17 protein-coding genes are annotated in these 22,667 nt (G+C 32.4%); 6 read left to right on the forward strand and 11 right to left on the reverse strand.

Going from position 1 to position 22,667, the window contains the following annotated elements; genetic code table 11:
• Positions 1–235: 235 nt before the first annotated feature.
• The 6 genes from IW20_RS07230 to pyrR all read right to left on the reverse strand — a co-directional run bounded on the left by IW20_RS07230 (position 236) and on the right by pyrR (position 4,839).
• A complete protein-coding gene (locus tag IW20_RS07230; RefSeq protein ID WP_051885624.1) occupies positions 236–742 on the reverse strand; it encodes a CAP domain-containing protein in 507 nt (168 codons plus the stop codon).
• A 173-nt stretch (positions 743–915) separates the two neighbouring features.
• Positions 916–1,560, reverse strand: coding sequence for a pyridoxamine 5'-phosphate oxidase (pdxH, locus tag IW20_RS07235; RefSeq protein WP_035620396.1), 645 nt, complete (start codon positions 1,558–1,560; stop codon positions 916–918).
• A 185-nt stretch (positions 1,561–1,745) separates the two neighbouring features.
• Positions 1,746–2,651 carry a ribonuclease Z gene (locus IW20_RS07240; protein WP_035620399.1) on the reverse strand — a complete coding sequence of 302 codons (906 nt, stop codon included), beginning with the start codon at positions 2,649–2,651 and terminating at the stop codon, positions 1,746–1,748.
• Between the two features lie 162 nt (positions 2,652–2,813).
• Positions 2,814–3,146: a hypothetical protein gene (locus IW20_RS07245; RefSeq protein WP_035620400.1), complete on the reverse strand. Its 333-nt coding sequence runs from the start codon at positions 3,144–3,146 to the stop codon at positions 2,814–2,816.
• Positions 3,147–3,219: 73 nt separating this feature from the next.
• Positions 3,220–4,146 carry an aspartate carbamoyltransferase catalytic subunit gene (locus IW20_RS07250; protein WP_035620403.1) on the reverse strand — a complete coding sequence of 309 codons (927 nt, stop codon included), beginning with the start codon at positions 4,144–4,146 and terminating at the stop codon, positions 3,220–3,222.
• A gap of 153 nt (positions 4,147–4,299) precedes the next feature.
• Complete coding sequence (gene pyrR, locus IW20_RS07255; RefSeq protein ID WP_035620405.1) at positions 4,300–4,839, reverse strand: bifunctional pyr operon transcriptional regulator/uracil phosphoribosyltransferase PyrR; 540 nt, start codon at positions 4,837–4,839, stop codon at positions 4,300–4,302.
• 315 nt (positions 4,840–5,154) lie between these two features.
• Here pyrR and IW20_RS07265 point away from each other — a divergent pair, with 315 nt between their 5' ends.
• Together IW20_RS07265 and IW20_RS07270 are read left to right on the forward strand one after the other, a co-directional pair.
• Positions 5,155–6,222: a DUF262 domain-containing protein gene (locus tag IW20_RS07265; RefSeq protein WP_051885626.1), complete on the forward strand. Its 1,068-nt coding sequence runs from the start codon at positions 5,155–5,157 to the stop codon at positions 6,220–6,222.
• A complete protein-coding gene (locus IW20_RS07270; RefSeq protein ID WP_035620410.1) occupies positions 6,219–6,842 on the forward strand; it encodes an MAE_28990/MAE_18760 family HEPN-like nuclease in 624 nt (207 codons plus the stop codon). The genes IW20_RS07265 and IW20_RS07270 overlap by 4 nt, the downstream gene beginning before the upstream one ends.
• Positions 6,843–7,183: 341 nt before the next feature.
• Here the strand turns inward: IW20_RS07270 and IW20_RS07275 are convergent, their stop codons facing one another.
• Entirely contained in the window at positions 7,184–9,928 is a 2,745-nt protein-coding gene (locus IW20_RS07275; protein ID WP_035620412.1) for a fibronectin type III domain-containing protein, read from the reverse strand.
• A gap of 462 nt (positions 9,929–10,390) precedes the next feature.
• Complete coding sequence (locus IW20_RS07280) at positions 10,391–11,599, reverse strand: DUF418 domain-containing protein (protein ID WP_035620414.1); 1,209 nt, start codon at positions 11,597–11,599, stop codon at positions 10,391–10,393.
• A 256-nt stretch (positions 11,600–11,855) separates the two neighbouring features.
• Between IW20_RS07280 and IW20_RS26200 the strand changes: the two genes are divergently transcribed.
• Positions 11,856–12,029: a hypothetical protein gene (locus IW20_RS26200; RefSeq protein ID WP_165571412.1), complete on the forward strand. Its 174-nt coding sequence runs from the start codon at positions 11,856–11,858 to the stop codon at positions 12,027–12,029.
• Positions 12,030–12,088: 59 nt separating this feature from the next.
• On the opposite strand, the gene IW20_RS07285 is transcribed toward IW20_RS26200, so the two are convergent.
• Together IW20_RS07285 and IW20_RS07290 are read right to left on the reverse strand one after the other, a co-directional pair.
• Positions 12,089–13,705 (reverse strand): ABC-F family ATP-binding cassette domain-containing protein, encoded by a 1,617-nt coding sequence (locus tag IW20_RS07285; protein ID WP_035620415.1) that lies wholly within the window; start codon positions 13,703–13,705, stop codon positions 12,089–12,091.
• A 366-nt stretch (positions 13,706–14,071) separates the two neighbouring features.
• Positions 14,072–14,845 (reverse strand): TlpA family protein disulfide reductase, encoded by a 774-nt coding sequence (locus IW20_RS07290; protein WP_035620418.1) that lies wholly within the window; start codon positions 14,843–14,845, stop codon positions 14,072–14,074.
• A 99-nt stretch (positions 14,846–14,944) separates the two neighbouring features.
• On the opposite strand from IW20_RS07290, the gene IW20_RS07295 reads away from it, so the two are divergent.
• The 3 genes from IW20_RS07295 (at position 14,945) to IW20_RS07305 (ending at position 17,527) form a co-directional block, all read left to right on the forward strand.
• Complete coding sequence (locus tag IW20_RS07295; RefSeq protein WP_035620419.1) at positions 14,945–15,685, forward strand: prolipoprotein diacylglyceryl transferase; 741 nt, start codon at positions 14,945–14,947, stop codon at positions 15,683–15,685.
• A gap of 29 nt (positions 15,686–15,714) precedes the next feature.
• The gene (locus IW20_RS07300) at positions 15,715–17,103 is read left to right on the forward strand and encodes a radical SAM protein (RefSeq protein WP_035620421.1); all 1,389 of its coding nucleotides are present in this window, start codon (positions 15,715–15,717) and stop codon (positions 17,101–17,103) included.
• 226 nt (positions 17,104–17,329) lie between these two features.
• Positions 17,330–17,527 carry a hypothetical protein gene (locus IW20_RS07305; RefSeq protein WP_035620422.1) on the forward strand — a complete coding sequence of 66 codons (198 nt, stop codon included), beginning with the start codon at positions 17,330–17,332 and terminating at the stop codon, positions 17,525–17,527.
• Between the two features lie 178 nt (positions 17,528–17,705).
• Here the strand turns inward: IW20_RS07305 and chiA are convergent, their stop codons facing one another.
• Positions 17,706–22,547 (reverse strand): T9SS-translocated chitinase ChiA, encoded by a 4,842-nt coding sequence (chiA, locus tag IW20_RS07310; RefSeq protein WP_035620552.1) that lies wholly within the window; start codon positions 22,545–22,547, stop codon positions 17,706–17,708.
• Positions 22,548–22,667: the final 120 nt, after the last annotated feature.

Below are 22,667 nucleotides of genomic sequence, written 5' to 3' on the forward strand. Positions count from 1 at the left end.
ATTAAACTTTGCGAACCTTTGTGTAAGCCTTTGCGCTCTTTGCGTTAAATTATTTTTGCCCAATCCAAACTTTAGAGCATAAAAAAAGCTGTCTATAAAGACAGCTTTTTACCACTACAAATTAAATAGCCGTTATTAATTAAAATAACGGCTATCAACCTCAACTTAAATAAACCAGTAACATAAAAAGGGTCTTTTAATTTCCATTCTCTTCTGTAAAAAAAAATAGATTCAATTATATTTTTACGAAAATATTAGTGTAATATTTTCTTCCATTTACGGGATCTTGTTTTATTGCTATACCAAAATGCGTATAATCGCCTACGATATTATGTTTATGTCCTTCGCTGTCTAACCACGCTTTTAATACTGCCTGAGGCGTATTGTAATTGTAAGCAACGTTCTCTCCTACTTTTTGAGCTCCCAAAGCTTTTATTATATTTTCTGAACGAGCTACAAAATCATCATGATTCACAACATCTTTAGCAATCATGTAATCATCATGCTCTTGAGACTTAAACGAAATGTAATCCACTGCTTTTAGAGCGCTTAATCCCACACTAACTCTATAATCATTAATTAGTTGCATGGTTTCAAGCTCTGCCTGAGTATAAGTATAATTTATGGATTTTACTGATGAAACATCTGACTCTGAATTAACGGAGTCAACCGAATCAGATGCACAAGAATTCAGAATAAGCGCTATTACCATTAGCGAAAAAACACGAACTCTCAAATTCATAATATCAGTAGTTTAAGTTTAAAGTAGAATGTGGGGCAAACTCTTTAAAAAATTATATTTATTTTTGTATGCTTCTTAATTATTAGTTAAATCTACATCTTTTATCGTTTAACTACCAAAAAAAATCGACGAACTACATCATAAAAATTATTTATAATGTATTTTTCCTACTTTTAAGACGAAAGTCGCTCTATCTTCCAAGAGTAATCATCTTGAGCAACATATCTAATTCTGTCATGCAAACGATTTGGTCTTCCTTGCCAAAATTCTACCTCAACAGGAGTAACAAGAAAACCTCCCCAATGTTTAGGTCTGGGAATTGGTTTTCCTTCAAATTCTTTCTCTAGTTCTTTTAAGTTTTCTTCCAGAAACGTTCGTGACGGGATAACTTCGCTTTGGTTAGATACAATTGCACCTAGTTTACTTCCGTCTGGTCTTGAATCAAAATAGCCATCAGAAACCGATTCAGATGTTTTAGCAGCTATTCCTTTTATAATAACTTGACGTTCTGAGTTTGGCCAGAAGAAAGACAAACAAACGTGAGGATTATTTTGTATTGCTTTTCCTTTTTCAGAATTATAATTGGTGTAAAAAATGAAACCTTCTTCAGAAAATTTCTTTAATAACACAACTCTCGATTTAGGAAAGCCATCCAATCCTATTGTCGAAACCGTCATTGCATTTACCTCATCAACTCCACCAAAGTCTTCTACTTCATGAAACCATCTATTAAAAAGGTTAATAGGATCTTCTGGAATATTAGTTTCCAATAATTCACTTTTCTCGTAGGATTTTCTATAATTACTTAGATCATTCATTCTTTTAAATTTTAGATTGTTGATTTTAGATTTTAGATTGTTTTATTTCAGGTTTGTCAGGCTGAGCGAAGTCGAAGCCCAATTATTATAAAAGCCCTTCGACTTCGCTCAGGGTGACATCCGTATATTTGCTTTCCAAAACAAAACTTAGAAACTTAGTATCTCAGAACCTTAGTGCCTTAGAACTAAAATTCAAAACTCTTCCCATCATCACCTAACAATACATTAGGAAAAATAGTTTCGGCTTCTTCTTTAAACAATTCGATACTTTCGTATCTGGTCGAATAATGTCCGAGAACCAAATGTTTTGCATTCGCTTTTAAAGCAATTGTAGCAGCTTCTTTGGCTGTTGAATGTAATGTTTTAGATGCCAGAGCTTCTTCCGATTGCAAAAAAGTACTTTCATGATACAATACATCTACATTATTTATAATCGGTATTACGGCTTCATGATATACTGTATCTGAGCAAAATGCATAACTCTTAGGAGGCAAAGGATCAAATGATAGTTTTTCGTTGGCGATAATAGTACCATCATCCAACTTTATATCTCCTCCGTTTTTAATTTTCTGATAATAACAAGTCTCAATATTATAATGCTGAACGGCATCGACATCTAGTTTTCTTTCAGATAATTTTTCCTGAAATAAAAACCCATTCGTGTAAACCCGATGATTTAAAGGTATTGTAGTTACGGTTACTTTTTGATCTTCAAAAATAACTTCGCTTTTATTGGACTCCAATTCATGAAAGTACAAACCATAGTTTGTCCACGAACTTGATAACTTTAATTGTAGTAAGATGATTTCTTTAATTCCTTTTGGACCATGGATATGCAAATCGGTAGTACGTCCTAAAAGGCTAAAAGTAGAAATTAACCCAATGAGTCCAAAGAAATGGTCTCCATGTAAATGCGAAATAAAAACATGATTTATCTTAGAGAATTTCACCTTGTTTTTACGCAATTGTACCTGAGTTCCTTCGCCACAATCGATAAGGAATAATCTATTTTTTATTTCTAATACCTGCGAAGTCGGATTGGTAAAAGTTCTGGGAGTTGCGGCATAACAGCCTAATATGGTTAGTTTCAATTTTATGTTTATTTGTTTACTGGGCAAATCGTTTAATCGTTCAAGAATAAAACATCAAAATAAATCGACTAAACAGTTAAACAAATAAACAACTAACCCATATTTTATATTAATATATCTAAAATTAAGATTCGTTTAGTTTTCAAAATCTAAAATCTAAAATTAAAATCCAAGGTCTCTTTCTATTTCGTCCATCTCAATAATATCATGTGCTTCTAAAACAGAAGGAACAACAACTAGAGCGCCTGGTACGGCATTATAATCTATATCAGAAACAACAATTACAAAAGATTTCTTAGCTTTTTTTTGTTCCTTAGAAAGTGGCAATAATAATTTGATATCGCTTATGGTTAAATCCTTATGTGCCAATAAATCGATAATAATATTATGACTTCCGAAGGTTTTAAACTGCTGCGTTATTTTTTCCAGAAAAGAAGTAAAATCTCCCTGAGTATCTTTAATTATTGTTGTATGTCCTTTTTGATCTACTTTCATTTTTTCTCTTGCTATACATTCATTAATTCCCAAATATCTCTTTGGAATAACGAAGGTAGTTTCTTTTTCGAATTTATTGGATTTTTGAAGCCAAAAGATAAATAACTGCCATACGAACCGCTACTCCATTTTCGACTTGATTTAAAATAACCGAATGTTCAGAGTCGGCTACTTCAGATGTTATCTCTACTCCTCTATTTATTGGTCCGGGATGCATGATTACAATTTCTTTGTTTAAAGAATCTAATAATGCTTTGTCTACACCATATTGTTGCGAATATTCTCTTGTAGAAGGGAAAAAGTTTACATCCATTCTTTCGTTCTGAACACGTAACATATTAGCAACATCACACCATTCTAGTGCTTTACGCAAATTAGGTTCTACAGTAACTCCTAAGGATTCTATATATCTAGGAATTAATGTTTTTGGACCACAAACCTTAACCTCAGCGCCTTGCATTTGCAAAGCATATATATTAGATAAGGCAACTCTTGAGTGCAGAATATCACCTACAATTACAACTTTCTTTCCTGCTACATCTCCTAGTCTTTCTCTAATAGAATAACTATCCAATAAAGCTTGTGTTGGATGTTCGTGCGCTCCATCTCCAGCGTTTACAATACTTGCTTTTACATTCTTGGATAAAAAATAAGCTGCTCCGGGATTGGCATGACGCATAACGACCATATCCACTTTCATCGAAAGAATATTGTTTACCGTATCGATAAGTGTTTCTCCCTTTTTTACTGATGATTGTGCTGCCGAAAAACTAATTACATCGGCTGATAATCTTTTTTGTGCTAATTCGAACGAAAGTTTTGTTCTGGTACTATTTTCAAAAAATATATTGGCTATAGTAATATCTCGTAATGAAGGAACTTTTTTAATTGGTCGGTTAATGACTTCTTTAAAATGGTCGGCTGTTTCAAAAATTAGGTTAATATCATTCTCATTGATATATTTAATTCCTAACAAATGATTTACGCTTAATTCTTTCATGTTTAATGTTTAACTGTTTATTTGTCTAATCGTTTAATCGTTTTCTTTGCGATTAAACAGTTAACCGATTTAACGGTTCAACTTTTTTTATTTCTTCAATCGTTTAATCATTTCGTTTTTCCGATTAAACAATTAACCGGTTAACCGATTAAACTAATTTGTCACTAAGTAAACGACATCTTCGCCATCATTCTCTTTCCAACTCACAATCACTTTCTCATTATTGATAGCATCAACTTGTCTGCCGCGATAATCGGGTTGAATTGGTAAATGTCGGCTAAAACGCCTGTCGATTAATACCAATAATTCAATTTCTGCTGGTCGGCCAAAGGATTGAATAGCCGTTAAAGCCGATCGAATACTTCGTCCTGTGAATAATACATCATCTATAAAAATGACTTTTTTATTCTCTACAATAAAGTTGATTTGAGTTTTATTAGCTTCTAGTGGTTTATCTGTTCTTCGGAAATCATCTCTAAAAAAAGTAATGTCTAAATAACCCAATGTAATCTCAGGCGTTTTATATTCTTTTTCTAATAATTCTTTCAGTCGCTCTGCCAAGTAAACACCTCTAGGTTGAATTCCTACCAAAATCGTGTCTGAAAAATCAAGATGCTTTTCTATCAATTGACAGGCCAAACGATGTAATATGATAGTAACTTCTTTTGAATTAAGTAATACTTTTTGACTCATAGTAAAGTGTAGTGTTTGGTTGGGCAAATATACAAAATCAGATTTTATTTGTTGGGGTGTTCGGGTGGGAAATATTTTTTTTTGATTTTGGGAGGGAATTTGGGAGGTTTGGAAGTGTAATCTTTCTACTGTTATTAAAAAAAATAAAATCTTACTTTTCAAAAGCCATTTTAGTTAAAAAAATTATATTTTAGCAAAAGCATATAGATTACATAATTGACAATGAAGCAATTTATAAAAAACAGTAAGATGCTCGCATTTATTAAATAACTAAAATTGAGCATTAAAAAAAATTAATTAAAAAAAATGTAAAAAATGAAAGTTACACAAAATGAATTGCTACATGATATAGAAACAAGTAGAAATACTCTTCAAACTGATAAGTTAGATATGTCATTTGGTGAAATAATGAGTATGTACGAAAAAAAAGAGATTATTATTAATCCCGAATTTCAAAGACTTTATCGATGGACAGATTATCAAAAAACCCGCTTTATAGAATCAATTATAATTGGAATACCCATTCCTCCTATTTTTGTAGCTGAAGATAAAGATGGAAGATGGGAACTGGTGGACGGTTTGCAAAGATTGTCTACACTTTTTTCTTTTTTTGGAATACTAAAGACTCTTCCTGAAAAAAATAATTGGAAATTAACTGATGGTGATTTAATTCAATCATTAGAAAAATATAGCTGTCTTGACCTCCCTCTTAAAATACAACTAAATATAAAAAGAGCTGCTTGTAGAATAGAAATCATAAAATGGAATAGTCAATATGATTTAAGATTTGAATTATTTAATAGACTAAATACGGGAGGTTCTCCATTAACAAATCAAGAAATAAGGAATTCTCTTTTCCGTGAAACGTCAACAGAATTTAATTCGTTTTTAAAAAAACTTGGGCAAAATCAAAACTTTATAAAACTAATAAATGTTGGTAATGATCAATTAGATGAATTATACCATGAAGAATTAGTTTTAAGATTCATGTCTTTATATAAAAGTTCTTCTAAAGTAAAAAAAAGTATAGCTCAACATATGACAGATTTCATGAGAGATGCTGCTCAGAATAAATCTTTCAATTATGATTTATATGAACAAGTTTTTAATAAAACTGTAAATATATTAGCGCCATTAGGTTCTAATGCCTTCAGAGCAAAAGGTACTGTTTTTTCTACTGCTGTCTTTGATACTACAATGATTGGAATAGCTGAAAACATTCACTTATATGGCAGTGCAAAAATAGATAAAATAAAATCAAAGATTGAGATAATCAAAAGCGATGAAAAATACAAAGCAATGACTCGCTCAGGAGGTAACAATTCTATAGAAAGAGTTCGTAAAAGATTAATGTTCTCAAAAGAAATTTTTGGAAGATTATGACAACATTAAATGCCATTCAAGCGGATATAAATTGGAGGATGTCCGAATTAGGTTCTTTAAAAAGTATCCCTGTAAGATATAATTTATTATCACATCACAAAGAAATGATTATTAAATATACTATTCCTTCTATATATTCATTATGGGAAGGTTTTGTAAAAAATTCATTTAGAAAATATATAGATGAAATCAATTCTCTAAATCTTCCAATTAACGAAATCCATATAAATCTTTTAGTTCATTCTTTAACTACATTAGACAAACTACGTTTAGAAAACCCACGAAATTCTTTTAAATCAAAAAAAGAATTTACCAAATATTATTTTGAGGTAATTTCACAACCTTTTGTAATTTCAGAAATAATACCAACAAGATCAAATGTTAACTTTGAAGTCATCAATGAAATTCTTTTATTATTTAACTTAGAATCACTTCCAAAAGACTTTGAAAAACCATTGAGTAAATTAGTATTATTTAGAAATAGTATTTCACACGGTGAAGTTCGCATACCAATTAAAATTAAAGATATAGAAATTTTTGCTCAATTGTTAAATGATTTGATGGTAGAAATTATTTTAAGAATTGAAAAAGGGTTGGTTTTAAAAACATTTCTAAAATAAATATTACTCAACGATGCGCGGAAATTCTTTCCGTGCCCACTAAATATATTCACCTATCGAAGTATTAATTTATAATATCCTAAGTCCCATATGGACGCTATATTTATAGGAATTCACAAAACCAATTAAAAAAACCCATCGGGGTGATATATTAATCTAAAGGTAAAACCCAAATATCGCTACGCTGTAGCTTTACCGAAAAACCTATAAATTAGCTATAAATATGATGCTCCTCTGGAGCAAATCCCCGTCGTGTTTTCTAAAACTAATAAAACAAAAAAAAGGCTATCCAAAAATTACTTTTCGAATAGCCTTTTACTATTTTAAATATTCTTGTTTTATTATTTCACAATTAATTTAGCTGTAAACAATTTGCGAGAATGTATTTTTAGGATATAAACTCCTTTTGGTAAATCTTGGTTTATAAGAGAGAACTTATTGTTGTTTACATTTTTTGTAGCATACAATAATTTTCCTTCCATATTATAAATTTCAATTTCATCAATAGGGTATTCCGACTGAATAAAAGTTTCCGCATTACTATTCGTAGGATTTGGATATACTTTTAATCCATTATCGATTTTAAACTCATCGTTACCTAGAGAACTATCAATTACTTCAAAAGAAACTCTGTTCGACACTTCGTTATAAGAATCATTGGTAAACATTACCAAAAAGTAATTTCCTTTTTCGGTAGGTAACTCTGTAGTAGCAATGGCTTTAGTTCCTTCCGAAAGTCCTTCAAAATAAGTATAACTCACCAATGGCTTTTCGTTAGGATTATCGCCTTCATGGTAAATTCCCAACCAATCTTTTACAATTCCTGGAGCATCAGTCCATGAAGCTGTAATTTGTTCGCCAAGATCATATACCGGTTTATTAATCCATAATTCGGTAACCACTGCTCCAACTTTAAAGAATACTTTATTCCCGATAGCATTAAAACTATCCTGCAAATAATATTCGGCGTAATAATATCCCTTTGGTAAATTATTAAATGACTTGGTATCTGCAACTGTGGTAACATATTGCCAACTTGTAGACGTAACTCCTGATCCTGGATTTACTCCCATTCTGTATATACCAATCCAATCTTTTGCCAATTGTGGTCCATTAGTATAATTAACAACTATTGGTGTTCCTACCGAATATTCTGTATTATCTGTAGTTAATACAGGAACTGGTCCAACATAAAAATATTTTCGTGGTGCAATTTCTGTATAACCACCATTAGAGAATATTACGGCATAATAACGTCCTTTATTAGCCAATCCGTTAGGAAAATTAATAAATCCGCTTGGGCTACCATTAGTATATTGCCAAGTTAGCGATGGTGTTGATGATCCCGGTGTTTGCCCTTCTTTATACAATCCTATCCAAGTTTTTGTACTCGCTGGAGCATCAGTAAAATCAACTTTAATAGGTGCGCTTTGTGAATAAGTTAAAGCATCGGTAACAATCTCAGTATTTACATTATTACTTCCTGTTACAGTAAATGCTTGAGCATCACTCCAAGGAGACCATTCTAGATTACGGTCTCTATATCTTAATTTCACATAATACTTCCCATTAGGAAGCGAGTTCGAAGCTAAATCCATCTTGGTAATATCTATACCTAGATTTATATCGACAGTTGAATCTTTTTGAGTCTTATATTTTCCATATAAATTTTCGAAATCACGATATACTTCTTTTTTAATTATATCGAATGTTGGCGTTTGCGAAATTAAAAACTGACTTGTATTTAATAACTCATTTGTTGTAGTGCTATATGCCGAACCTGATATCGTTAAAGGCAAAGTAACATTTGCTGCAAAAGTATTTGTGATTGCTGGTTTTACTGGTGCAACTTTGTTTTTATATCTATGAAACTCGTCCATTAACTGGTTGTTTTTCCATTTATCAACGCTTCCGATAGAATAGCTTTCGATATCCATTTTTCCGTTGGTAACATCAATATCTACAATTTGGTAAATCCAGTTGCATATTGTTTTTTGTACATCTTCAAAATCTTGTTCTGTAGATGATCCCCAATATTGATCCCAAGCTGTTCCTCCCGAAATAATATTATAGGTAGGTGTGTTTTTTAATTGTCCTCTGTGATACAAATGATGGTGCGCCCCAATATGCATGGAATATTTTGGAGAAGTTACCAATAAAGGAACGGCTGTATTACGAACCCATGTAGAGATATCTCCAACATATTGCTCTGCCTGATATGGTCTGTGGCTAAGTGAAAAAATCCACTCTACGGTATTATCAGCATTTGCAGCAGCTAGAACCTGTTGTAACCAAGTTAACTGTGCAGCTCCTGTATGTTCTGAACTTAAACTGATAAATAAAACATTACCCGCTTGTTGTGCATAATAGTTTTCTGTCCCTGATGAAATCCCTTTATAGGAAAGCTCACTGATATAAAAATGATCGTAATACGAATTCATACCAAGTGTTCCATATGTTTCATGGTTTCCCACTGTAGTCTGAATCGGAATATTACCAGATAATCCTCTGTTCTTCTTGAAGTGTACGTTTTCGTAATGATCTAAAGTTCCTACATCGACTTGATCTCCAACCATAAATGTCATCGAAATATTATCCTCTGGAGATAATTTAGCACCCCATTTTTGTTTTATTTTTCTTTTTGCAGCCGATACTAATGAATCGTAACGAGGTACAGCTTTTAACTGATTATCTCCCATAATCAAAAAGCGAATATGTCCATCGGCAGTAGCTGCTTGCCCAGGATTAGGCAATGTTTTAAAGGAATAAACGGTAGACACATCTGCGCCTGTTTTTATTCTGTAGTAATATTTTGTGTTTGGCGAAAGGTTCATCAGTTTCGCGCTGTGATAAAAGTAATTTCCCGGATAACCTGAATCTGTAAAAACATTGGTATTACCTGTAACTGTAACATTAAGATTAGCTTCTGTTGTTCCGTATTCTACTATCGTTTCTGGATTGCTTTCTGTTTTCCAGTTAACATAAATAGATGTGGGGGTTGCGTTTTGCAAATAAGGAAATAGTTTTTGTGCCTGAGCAGTAAAACCTATTCCTAAAAGGGATAATAGTAAGTAGATTTTTTTCATGGGTTGTTGTTTCGTTGTTAGACGAAGCAAAAGTATTCTACCAAAATCCAAATACTTTTAAGACAACATTACCCTTATTTTATCTTTACTTCTCTTTATTGTAAAGTTAAAAATGCATTGATTATCTGAAAAATGGAACGCGGATGACGCGGATTCGCCAAGGCGAAAACGCAGATAAAAACGGATTTTTTCTCTTTATAATCTTAAGAAATCTGTTTTTATCCGCGTCTTTACTTTAGTAAATCCGTTTCATCCGCGTTCCTTTTTTAAGTTACAGTATGTTAAGCTGCAATTGTCTAGATTGTCTAAAAAACAGAACACGGATGATGCAGATTCGCCAAGGCGAAAACGCAGATAAAAACGGATTTTTTCTCTTTATAATCTTAAGAAATCTGTTTTATCCGCGTCTTTACTTTAGTAAATCCGTTTCATCCGCGTATCTTTTTTTAAGTCACAGAATATTTATGCCGCAACTGTCTTTTTCTCTTTTCCGAAAGAAATCCAAGTTGCTTTATGCCAGATGTATTCTAATGGTCCTTGTTTGTGTGTTTTTAACCACCATGTACAAAATCCTAATTGTAGCAAAAACAAAATAATTCCTATTAGTAATCCAAATGTTGCACCAGTATATTGGTAAAGTCCTAAACCAAAACGGTAGTATATAAATGATCCTAAGATTGATTGCGAAAAATAACTTGTTAAGCTCATTTTCCCAAAAGGAATTAATTTTACTAGTACTTTGTTTATGGCTTCTTTTTGATATAGTAATACAAATGTGCTTACTAAAACAACCATAAAGGTAACATTAGACCAAGATGTAAAAATGATTAATAAACTGTTTACTATGTCTTTGTTTGCTATAAGTTCTGGCAAATACGTTTTGAACGCAAATAACGGAATGAATAATATTATAGCGTATAGCAATGCTTTTTTCCAAAATGCAATACTAGCTTCCGAAATAACAAAAAGTTGTTTTCTTCCTGCAATCATCCCAAACATAAACAATGCTGGCGCCTGAAAAAATCTTCCGTTTTCCCATGACCAAAATACCGATGCCCATCTTCCTACTGATATATTCCCCACTGCGTGATCTACAAATGAATTACTCCCTGTTAAGTAGGTGTACATATCTCCATAATATGCATTTGATCTGTTAAGAGGAAGTATATAATCGGGATTAAAAAGTATATTGAAAAAATTGAACCATTCCATTGGTAGCATCAATAAGAAAGTTGCTATTATTAATACATACTTGGTATTTAAATTACAAATGGGAATTAATATTAATCCTAAAACGGCATACATCATTAATATATCGCCTGAGAAAAATAGTGTATTTACTATTCCGAAAATAAATAATATAGTTAGTCGCCAAACATATCTCCATCTAAAATCATTTCCTTTTTTACGCTGATTATCATATTGTATAAAAAAACTAAATCCGAAGAGTAACGAAAAGATTGCATACGATTTTCCTGCAAAAATGAAGAATAATGTATCCCAAATTATCTTGTCTAATACCTTGATAGGTTCGGGTAAATATTCGGGCAAATAATAAAAATCAAAGTGTTCTAAATTATGAAGTAACATAATCGCCATAATGGCTAAACCTCGTAATGCATCTATGACTTCTATACGGGGAGTTTTTAAACTAAAAGCATTTTCTGACATAATTTTTTAAGGATTAATTTATAGTATATTAGCTCAAATATAATTTTATTTCGCTAAAATCTACAATCGAAATCCTCAATTATAGCGGGGTCTAACAGTCTAATTTTCAATTATTCTCAACTATTTTTCATAAAATTAAAAATCAAATAATAAAACATTTTACAGGAATTATATAACGTTGTTTTTGTGGTATTTGTTAATTTCACAATAAGGCAATAGTGATTGTCATTTTTAATTAATTTAAAAACCCTAAATCATGAAAAGTAAGTTATCTACAATATTAGTCGCTTTAATTATCTCGTTATCCCTAACTAGTTGTGAGGCTATCGAAGGCATTTTTAAAGCAGGAATGGGTGTCGGTGCTTTTGCCGTAATTATTATAATCGTTCTTATAATTTACCTGATTATTAAAATTTTCGGTAAGAAATAGAATAAAAAAAATCCCATTTGCCGCTGCAAATGGGATTTCAAAAAAGATATTTTTAAGTATTAAGAATACATTTTAACTCTTAATTCTTGTATTTTTTCATCATCTAGATATTCATCAAATGTCATGTAACGATCGATAACTCCATTTGGTGTAAGCTCTACTACTCTATTACCTACAGTTTGAGCAAACTCGTGATCATGTGTTGTAAATATCACTGATCCTTTATAGTTTTTTAATGAGTTGTTAAATGCTGTAATCGACTCTAGATCTAAGTGATTTGTAGGTTCGTCTAGCATTAATACATTTGCTCTTTCCATCATCATTCGAGATAACATACAACGTACTTTTTCTCCTCCTGATAAAACTCTACTTGTTTTTAAAGCTTCTTCTCCAGAGAAAATCATTTTCCCTAAGAATCCTCTAATAAAAACTTCGTCGCGCTCTTCTTCTGTTTTTGCCCATTGACGTAACCAGTCTACCAATGTTAAATCATTTTCAAAAAATGAATGATTCTCTGCAGGCAAATAAGCTTGATTTGTTGTAATTCCCCAATCAAAAGTACCTTCGTCTGCTTTTTGATTGTTGTTTAAAATTTCGTAAAATGCTGTTGTTGCACGTGAATCTTTAGAGAATAAAACAATTTTATCTCCTTTTGCCATATTCAAATCAACACCTTTAAATAAAACGTCTCCTTCGATTGAAGCACTTAAATTTTCAACATTCAAGATTTGATCTCCTGCCTCTCGATCCTGATCAAAAATAATCGCTGGGTAACGACGGCTAGAAGGTTTAATCTCAGAAATATTAAGCTTACTAATCATTTTTTTACGAGAAGTTGCTTGTTTAGACTTTGCAACGTTGGCACTAAAACGACGTATAAATTCTTCTAATTCTTGTTTCTTTTCTTCAGCTTTTTTGTTTTGTTGTGCACGTTGTTTAGCAGCTAATTGGCTAGACTCATACCAAAACGTATAGTTACCTGAATAATGGTTGATTTTACTAAAATCGATATCTGAAATATGTGTACAAACCGAATCTAAAAAGTGACGGTCATGCGATACTACAATTACTGTATTTTCATAATTCGCAAGGAAGTTCTCTAACCAAGCGATTGTTTCAAAATCCAAATCGTTGGTAGGCTCATCCATGATAAGTAAATCTGGGTTTCCAAATAAGGCTTGCGCCAAAAGGACACGCACTTTTATTTTACCCTCTAGATCACCCATTAATGTATAATGGTGTTCTTCTGAAATACCTAAGTTAGACAACATCGAAGCAGCATCAGAATCAGCGTTCCATCCGTTCATTTCTTCAAACTGAACTTGTAACTCCCCTATTCTATCAGCGTTTTTATCGTTATAGTCTAAATAAAGTTCATCCATTTCTTTCTTAACCGCGTACAATACTTTGTTACCCATAATTACGGTTTCTAGTACGGTATGCTCATCGAACATGTTGTGGTTTTGGTTTAAAACCGACATACGTTTTCCTGGCTCTAAATGGATATGTCCTGAAGTAGGATCCATTTCGCCTGAAATTATTTTAAGAAAAGTTGATTTTCCAGCACCATTGGCTCCGATAACTCCATAAATATTTCCGTGTGTGAAAGTTGTATTTACTTCGTCAAACAAAATTCGTTTGCCAAATTGTACCGATAAATTATTGACTGTTAACATGAATGTCTATATTAATTAATTTTGTGCAAAAGTAGTGAAAAAGGTTCAGAGGTACAAAGAATCTAGGCCGCTAAGTTTTTTTAATATGAAAATAGCTAAAAATGTTTTGCCACAGATTAAATAGATTAAATAGATTAAATAGATTAAATAGATTAAATAGATTAAATAGATTACAAATAATAGCGGACTCCAATTATCTAAAAGGGAACGCGGATGATACGGATTCGCTAGGGCGAAAACGCAGATAAAAACGGATTTTCTTTCTATTGTTTTTAAAATCTGTTTTTATCCGTGTCTTTACTTTTGTAAATCTGTGTCATCCGCGTTCCCCTTATAGACAATCTTTGCTTACTTTGCGGTTAAATTTTACAATTTACTTTCTTTTTCCAAAGCCTCTTCTAAGCTTTTATAGTTATTTAAAACTTTGACAATTAATCCTTCTTTGTTGATGATGAAATGTGTGGGAAAAGCATTTAGCTGTAATGTTTCATTCATATAGATTTTCATATTTGGAATAACGGAATATGATAATGGTTTTCTAGCCAAAAATGTTTTTAATTGTTCGGGGGTATCTTCTGCTAAACTCACAAAAAGAATATCTTTTCGATCTTTATATTTCTCTGCCAATTTATTTACATCTGGAAATTCTTTTATACATGCAGCACAATGTATATACCAACATTTTATTACTATAATTTTTCCTTTCATCGTTTCATTAGAAACCAAATTTCCGTTTAAATCCTTAAAAGAGAATTTAGGGAAAGGCGTATTTTCCATTTTGAAATTCTTATACGCATCAAAAGCTTCTTGGTTTATTGTTGCTTTTATACTCGTATCGGAATTGGGATTGATTTTAAATAATTTATAGTAATAAATGGCATCATCCGATTGTAATCGAATTGGAATATAATTACTATTTGCTAATTGATCTAAAAAAGCCTCTTTTGGTATTTCTCCCGAAAGGGTGTCTAGCGCAACAAAATCTCTGGAAAGCATTATGTTTTTACTCTGATATGTCCACCAACTGCTGTAGTCTTTCTGAATTTGTATTGGGTCAACTTCTGGATTTCCGTATTTTGTTTGGGCGAAAGAAAGTGTAAAAAATAAAAATGTGATGATACTGCTAATCGATTTCTGCATGAGTTTTTTAAGATACAATTGAGTTTCAAAAGTAAAAAATTAATCTTAAAAACATTTTTAATTAGATTTACCTATATTCGTTAAAAATTCTGACTAAAAATGACATTCCCCTTTCAGTTTGAAATCTTTGAAAAAACATTTTACTGGCATTTTATTTTTGAAACATTAGCTTTTTTTGTTGGTATAAGAATTTATTATTTTCTAAAAAAAAGAATTCAGGATCCCATATCAGATACGAATCGTTTAATAATTATGATTGGTGCTATGATTGGTGCTTTAATAGGATCAAGAGTAATTGCTTTACTTGAAAATCCTTCACAAATTGCTCATCAGACTTTTCTAACTTTATATCAAAATAAAACTGTTGCCGGCGGATTTTTAGGTGGGTTAATGGGAGTTGAATTAATTAAGAAATGTATTGGTGTAAAAATCGCTTCGGGAGATTTATATGTTATTCCAATTATCGCAGCTTTATTTATTGGTCGAATTGGCTGTTTTTCAATGGGAATAGCTGAACCGACTTATGGCAATGAAACTACTTTTTTTACAGGAATGAATTTAGGCGACGGATTAAAAAGACATCCCATTGCCTTATACGAAATGGTATTTATGGTTTTGCTTTTTATTTTTTTTGAAAAGATAAAAAGCAAAAAGCTAATTAATGGTGATCGATTTAAACTCTTTATGGTTTTATATTTTCTCTTCCGATTTTTAGTCGAATTCTTAAAACCTTATGAGCCTTTATTTCTTAATTTAAGCAGTATTCAATGGAGTTCTATATTTATTTTTGGATACTACTGGAAGTTTCTTTGCCGAATATTTGCCTTTAAAAACAATTAAATTTTACTTTATAATATAAAAATATTTTAATGAAAACTCGCGATTATATATTTTACGACTATACCAAAAGCTTATGCCACCATTGTCTGGCTCTTGTAGATACTAAAATTGTATTTCAGGATGACAAAGTTTGGATGCTGAAACATTGCAAAACACATGGCGAAATGAGATCTATGATTGCAGATGATGTCAATTATTATAAGCAGTTGCGTAATTACAACAAACAGTCTGAAATGCCATTAAAGTTTAATACAAAAGTGCATTACGGCTGTCCTTATGACTGCGGATTATGCACAGATCATGAGCAACATTCGTGTTTAACAATTGTAGAAGTCACAGATAGATGTAACCTCGCCTGCCCTACTTGTTATGCAAGTTCGGCTCCTAATTATGGTAGACATCGTACTTTAGAAGAAATTGAAAAAATGTTTGATACCGTAGTGGCAAACGAGGGTGAACCTGACGTGGTTCAGATTTCTGGAGGAGAACCAACAGTACATCCGGAATTTTTTAAAATTTTAGATATTGCCAAAAGTAAGCCCATTAAACATTTGATGTTGAATACAAACGGTATTCGAATTGCAAAAGACATTAAATTTGTAGAAAAACTGGCTACTTATATGCCTGATTTCGAAATATATCTACAATTTGATAGTTTTAAACCCGAAGTATTAGAAAAATTAAGAGGCGAAGATTTAACTGAAGTTCGCAAAAAAGCAATCGAACATTTGAATCTATTTAATATTTCGACCACGCTAGTAATCACGCTTCAAAAAGGAGAAAATGACGACGAAATTGGTCAGATAATTGAATATGCATTAAAACAAAAATGTGTGCGTGGCGTTACTTTTCAGCCTACACAAGTTGCCGGACGAAATGACAATTATGATGATATTTCAGGAAGAATAACATTAACTGAAGTTCGCAGAAAAATTTACGAACAATATCCTGTTTTTACTCCACAAGATTTAATTCCGGTTCCTTGTAATCCAGATGCTTTATGCATGGCTTATGCACTAAAAATTGACGGAGAAGTATTTCCGATGACTCATTTGATAAATCCGGAAGATTTATTAAATAACTCAAAAAACACAATAGTTTTTGAGCATGATGAAAAACTAAAAACCCATATGCTGAATTTATTTAGTACTGGTATTTCTGTTGATTGTGCCGAAGGTGAATTTAGCGAACTAATGTGTTGTTTACCAAGAGTTCAATCTGACACACTTAATTACAATAATTTATTCCGAATTTTAATTATGAATTTTATGGATGCTCATGATTTTGATGTTAGAGCCGTTAAAAAATCATGTGTTCATATTGTAAGCGATAAAATGAAGATTATTCCGTTTGAGACTATGAATTTATTTTATAGAGATAATAAAATTGAAAAAATAAGAGAAAAATTAAGTGTTTAATATAACTTTTAAAATATGGAAGGTTTAATATTTATCGGGTTTCTTCTTGTAGCGATGTTTTTAATTGGTCTAATTGGTTTGATCTTTAATAAAGAAAACAAAAAGTTTTTCCTGACGCTTTTGTTAATTCCAATAATCATTGTCGTAATAGGCTTTGGAACGTGTGTTGTAATAATGAGTAATTGATAATTTTTGATTTAAAATCAGACAATAAATAAAAAAGAATATGGAAGATTTTTTAGTTTTAATTGGAGTGTTAATAGCTTTGATAAGCGTGCTTGCTTTTTTTTTCGGAATTGGTCGTTTGATCTTTATAAGTGATGATAAAAAACTTTCATTAAAAATTATTTTATTTTCCATAATAGCCTTTGTAATTGGTTTTGGAACCTGCGCTGCAAATTTTTCTTTAGGCGATATGCATTAATAAAAAAAACCTGGCACTAAGTGCCAGGTTCATAATGATTTCCTCTAGGTAAAAACCAAATAACAAATTACCCAGATTCAATACATTTATCCAAAATATGAAAAATCAAATTAAAAAATAAATAACCAAACTCAATTTTAACTGCCCCAATTTTTCACTTTTTTGAATTTTTAAATTCTTAATTTAAGAAGTTCATTACCTTAAATGATTTTCTGTTTCCAGATTTATCAGTCACAACTACGATAAATAATTGTTTGGTTATGAAGCTTCTGTTTTCTAGCAACAAATTGTTACTATTTTGTATGTTTTCGTAACTTAATATCGATTGTCCGATTGTGTTATACACCTCAACTTTACCGATATTATTTGCTTCGTTAGATATTGCTAGTGCATTACCTTTAAAGTATGCAATTGTTTTATTGCTTGTTACTTCTATCATGTCTTCGGCTTTTATTTTAGCAGTTAGTCCTGCAAAATATGCTGCATACGCTTTAGATAATTCAGATGAATTACCACAAGAAGATGCATCCCAGTTTACAGACCAAGTCATTAAACCTCTTAAAGATGGGTATGGTCCGCCTGGCTGCATAGTATAGGTTCTTCCTGTAAAAGTAGTTCCAGTTCTTAAGTAATGCATCGCATTAATTCCTTCTGTAGGAGTTAAATAACCACTACCTGCTGCACTTGGACAAGCTGGTAATGCAATAAGAACTTTTGAAGCTGGTAAACCATCAAAACGCATTCCTGTTGTACCAATGTTATACCCTTTTATGATCATATCTGTTAGAGCTGTTACCATGTTTGATTTCTTAGCTGAACCATAATATTGACCATCTAATCCGTTTTCTCCTCCTGTATTATACAATTGTACAGCTAACAAATCTAATTCGTTACGCAAGTTTTGTATGATTGGAAGGAAAGAACCAAATGTATCATTATAGGTAGAATATCCTCCTTGTACATATTGTGTTTCTGGAGCTGCAGTTAATAAAAATCCAGGACCATAGTAAGCTTTTAATTCTTTGAAAGCATCTACTACATTTTTTAATCTTGGATAAGCAGAAATACCAGCATAAGAAATATCTCTTAAAGCTCCTGCACTAAAATTCATCGATCCGCCTTCAAAATCAATATCAACTCCATCAAATTGATACTCATCAATAATTGCTTTTAGACCATTAACAAAAATATTCTTTTGTGTTACATTCTCTAAAACAACATGACCATTCTGACCTCCAATAGAAACAATAACAGGAACTCCGCTATCTCTTAAAGATTTTATATCATTTTTCAATAATTGTTTATCGAAAACACCATTGGTCAAATATCTAGTATCATTTGTAGTTAATACTGGTGTATAACCATCACGATTAACTGTTTCTACGAAAGCATAATCAACTACGTTAAATTTACTTCCCACCATTTGAGAAAAATATAAAAATGGAGCACCAGTATTTTCCCAAGAATGTGCGTATCCTAAAAGAACTTTAGCTGGAAGCGGAATGAATATACGTGTTGAATTAGTAATCGTAATCGATTGATTTAATAATTTTTCGCCCCCTGCATTATCTATCGCTTTTACTATTAATGAATATGTTACATAAGCATTTGGAGTAAATGTATAGTTGTATGCATTTCCTGTGCCTTTTGTCATAGGAAAAGAAGTTCCGTTTATGCTTACCGAAACGCTTGCAATTGTACCATCGGCATCTGTAGCATTAACACTTATTGCCACTGGTTGGAAACCTGAAGGCTGATTAATTGTTGTCGTTGCTGGTGAAACCCAAGTAATTACTGGCAACGAATTAGGACAAGTTGTTCCTGAACATTGTAAAGAGAACGCTTTTGTATTTTCGGCAGTTGTACCGCTTGAAGCCGTTACTGTAGCTTTCAACGTATAATTTTTGTTGAAATCTGCTGCAACTGGTGTCCAATTTGCCACATATTCTGATCCTGAAAGTGCTGCTGTAATATTTTGTCCGTTGATGTTGAATATAACTGACGAAATAGTTAAGCTAGCATCTACACTTGCAGTTGCTTTCAGCTGAATCGCTGTTCCTGGAGCAATCGCTACAGTTGCAGCTGAAGGAGCCGTAATAGTAACCTGAGGTGGTGTAACTGTATTTGTATTAAAGTTATAAACCTGAGGCGTTGTTGGCATTGCAAAGTTGGCCAGATTATTTGGAAAATATGCAGTATTATTATTTTCCCAAGCATTTAATTTTAAACTTAAAACTTGTGTATAACCTGCTGTAACTGTATTATCGTAGCTAAAAACTCCTTGTGCATCTGTTGTTGCAATAACACTTTTCCAGTTGTGCGTGCTATCTGTCCAAGGCACAACTAATTCTACTTTAGCTCCTGATACTGGAGTTGTTCCATTCTTAACTGTTCCGCTAATTATAGTACCTGGTGTAACTAGCTCTTGTGTAGCGCTTAAAACTTTGCTTTCTACCAGGCTTTTATCAACTGTAGTCGCTGATGGTGTTTTAGTTTCTGATACCGCAACTACTTCGCTTGGTACACTTTCGCCTGCAACTTTTAATGGTGCTACTGTTCCTGTACTAAAGTCATAGACTTGTGAAGTAGCTGGAATAGGCAAATTTGTAAGATTAGAAGGAGAATAGTTAAGACCATTATTCTGCCATGAATTCATTTTTAAACTAGCAATGACAGTATATCCTGAGAATATTGCATTATCAAAACTATATTTTCCTTGTGCATCTGTAGTAGCTAGGAAAGTAGCATAAGGATGAGCATTATCTGTCCAATTAAAGATTAACTCTACCTTGGCACCTGCTACTGGATTTCCACTATTCTTAACTGTTCCGCTAATTTTACTAGCTGGAGCTGCATTTTGTGTAAAGTTTAAAACTTTACTTGCTGTAAGATTGTTGTAAACTGTAGATGCTGGTGAGAATGTTACTCCTGCTTTTGCAATTGTTACTGTATAGTTTGCTCCCGAAGGTAAATTAGCAATACTATACGCTCCTGTAGCATTAGATACTGATGTAAATGTTGCTGTACCAGAAGTCGCTGTAACTGTAGCTCCAGAAACTGCTGTAGCTCCATCTAATACAGTTCCGCTAATTGTATAATATACTGTTTGAGTAAAATTTAAAACTTTGTTCTCACTCAAAACTGAATATACTGTAGATGCTGGTGTAAATGTTACTCCTGTTTTTGCAGCTGTAACTGTATAATTTAATCCTGCTGTAAGAGCTGTAATAGTATACGCTCCGCTTGCATTACTAACTGCAGTAAATGTTGTTGTTCCTGCTGTTGCTGTAACTGTTACTCCCGAAACTGCTGTAGTTCCGTCTAATACTGTTCCGCTAATTGTATAAAGCGGTTGTGTACCCTGAATAACAACATTAGCTTGATTTGCAACAAGATTTGTTAATGTTACTGGCGTAAAAGTGTATGATGCTTTTAAAGCTGTAACTGTGTAATTTGCTCCTGAAACTACATTGTTAAACGCATAATTTCCATCTGTAGAATTAACTGTTTGAACAATGGCATTGGTAGCGTCTTTAAGCTGAACTGTTACTGCTGGAACTAAATTTGTGCCATTTTTTACAGAACCACTTACTGTTAATGTTCCGATAACGGCAGCACTAAAAGTAGTATTTACTTGTCCTAACAATGCATTAGGTATTGCTCCTCTTGTATCTTGAGATAGTTCCCAGATCATACCTCCTCCAAGATTTTTGGATTTAATATACTCTGCTTTTAACTCCATCGATTGTTTATCTTCATAAGTAATAAACTGACGTAAAGAGGCATTGTATAGGTAAGGAACTTTGGTTGTGTTATCCCAATATCTTACCCATCCTGCAGATGCTGCTGCTGGAGTAACCAACATAGTGTTTGGGTCTAAATATGGATGCGGGTTTGTTACCGGATTACCTACTAAATCGCAAATCTCGATACTTCCTGATTTTTCGCAAGCTGCGGGACCATCCCAAGTTCCTGTTGGATTTTGCGGATTAGTACATCCTGAAACGGCATCTCTTGGTGCTGTAACAAATAATCCTGGCATATTAGGCACTGTATTAGTTGTTCCAACATTTTTAAATATTTTTCCGTAAAATGGTAATCCCATTACTAGTTTATTAGCAGGAATACCTATAACGTTTAAATATTGGTTTGTTAACTCATCTAGTGATTCTGATTGAGTTGCATTGTATAACGGATCATTTGTATTTCCGCTTGGATATAAAGGGGCATTGTAGCATGTTTTATCATACCAGTTTCCTCCTAAATCATATCCAAAATATGTGATATAATCGCAATAAGTCGAAATATCTTCTGTCATTCCGTATTGTGCTCTATTGTTTGGGCCTAAATATTGTGCTCCTACTTTTCGAACATTATTACCTGCGGCAATTGTAATTAATTTATTAGGCATTGCTTGTCGCATTGCTTTTAATAAATAAACCAAATTCTTGTTGTCATCCGGACTGTATTTTTGAGGAGGTATTGGAGCTCCGTTAATAACTTCTGTTCCATCTGTTCCTCCAGAAAGGGGATATTCCCAATCGATATCAAATCCATCAATAAAAGGATAAGTTACCAAGAAATTAGCCATATCTGCTGCCAAAGCTGCTCTTGCAACTGGGCTTGCAGAAATTGGAGAAAGATCTTGTCCTTTTGTCCAACCTCCTACAGAGATTAAGATTTTTAGATGTGGGTACTTTTGTTTAAGCTTCATTAAATCATAAAAATTTCCTTTAACTGGAGCATCCCACGGTATTCCACCTTCCATATGCTCAAAATCGGCATAGGTATCCAAACATTTTAATTTGGTGTTTTCGGGGCGTGCCGGATCAAAAGTTGTTCCGTAAAAAGAATAGTTTAAATGGGTTAATTTACTTCCGTCAATTTTTGGGACATTAAAATCCCTTGCGTAAATGGCCCATTGAGCATAGTATCCGACAACTTTTTTATTATGTGCTGGTTGGGCAAATAATAAGATCGGAAACAAAAATAAAAACAGCAATCTGTAATAATGTTTCATAATAAATAATAGGTTGGTTAATAAAAAATAAATATCCAATTGCATCAAATGAGTGATTGATAATACAAAAACCAAAAAATCACTTTAAACAAATGGTAATCACAAAACCCAGTTACATTT

The sequence above is a fragment of the Flavobacterium hydatis genome, from assembly GCF_000737695.1.
Classification (GTDB): Bacteria; Bacteroidota; Bacteroidia; order Flavobacteriales; family Flavobacteriaceae; genus Flavobacterium; species Flavobacterium hydatis.

What these genes read in the sequence shown, in the direction of transcription:
- chiA (WP_035620552.1), bottom strand. Translation starts at nt 22,547, where the DNA reads ATGAAACATTATTACAGATTGCTGTTTTTATTTTTGTTTCCGATCTTA.
- IW20_RS07230 (WP_051885624.1), bottom strand. Translation starts at nt 742, where the DNA reads ATGAATTTGAGAGTTCGTGTTTTTTCGCTAATGGTAATAGCGCTTATT.
- pyrR (WP_035620405.1), bottom strand. Translation starts at nt 4,839, where the DNA reads ATGAGTCAAAAAGTATTACTTAATTCAAAAGAAGTTACTATCATATTA.
- IW20_RS07305 (WP_035620422.1), top strand. Translation starts at nt 17,330, where the DNA reads ATGGAAGATTTTTTAGTTTTAATTGGAGTGTTAATAGCTTTGATAAGC.
- pdxH (WP_035620396.1), bottom strand. Translation starts at nt 1,560, where the DNA reads ATGAATGATCTAAGTAATTATAGAAAATCCTACGAGAAAAGTGAATTA.
- IW20_RS07250 (WP_035620403.1), bottom strand. Translation starts at nt 4,146, where the DNA reads ATGAAAGAATTAAGCGTAAATCATTTGTTAGGAATTAAATATATCAAT.
- IW20_RS07245 (WP_035620400.1), bottom strand. Translation starts at nt 3,146, where the DNA reads ATGAAAGTAGATCAAAAAGGACATACAACAATAATTAAAGATACTCAG.
- IW20_RS07285 (WP_035620415.1), bottom strand. Translation starts at nt 13,705, where the DNA reads ATGTTAACAGTCAATAATTTATCGGTACAATTTGGCAAACGAATTTTG.
- IW20_RS07265 (WP_051885626.1), top strand. Translation starts at nt 5,155, where the DNA reads ATGAAAGTTACACAAAATGAATTGCTACATGATATAGAAACAAGTAGA.
- IW20_RS26200 (WP_165571412.1), top strand. Translation starts at nt 11,856, where the DNA reads ATGAAAAGTAAGTTATCTACAATATTAGTCGCTTTAATTATCTCGTTA.
- IW20_RS07295 (WP_035620419.1), top strand. Translation starts at nt 14,945, where the DNA reads ATGACATTCCCCTTTCAGTTTGAAATCTTTGAAAAAACATTTTACTGG.
- IW20_RS07280 (WP_035620414.1), bottom strand. Translation starts at nt 11,599, where the DNA reads ATGTCAGAAAATGCTTTTAGTTTAAAAACTCCCCGTATAGAAGTCATA.
- IW20_RS07275 (WP_035620412.1), bottom strand. Translation starts at nt 9,928, where the DNA reads ATGAAAAAAATCTACTTACTATTATCCCTTTTAGGAATAGGTTTTACT.
- IW20_RS07300 (WP_035620421.1), top strand. Translation starts at nt 15,715, where the DNA reads ATGAAAACTCGCGATTATATATTTTACGACTATACCAAAAGCTTATGC.
- IW20_RS07270 (WP_035620410.1), top strand. Translation starts at nt 6,219, where the DNA reads ATGACAACATTAAATGCCATTCAAGCGGATATAAATTGGAGGATGTCC.
- IW20_RS07290 (WP_035620418.1), bottom strand. Translation starts at nt 14,845, where the DNA reads ATGCAGAAATCGATTAGCAGTATCATCACATTTTTATTTTTTACACTT.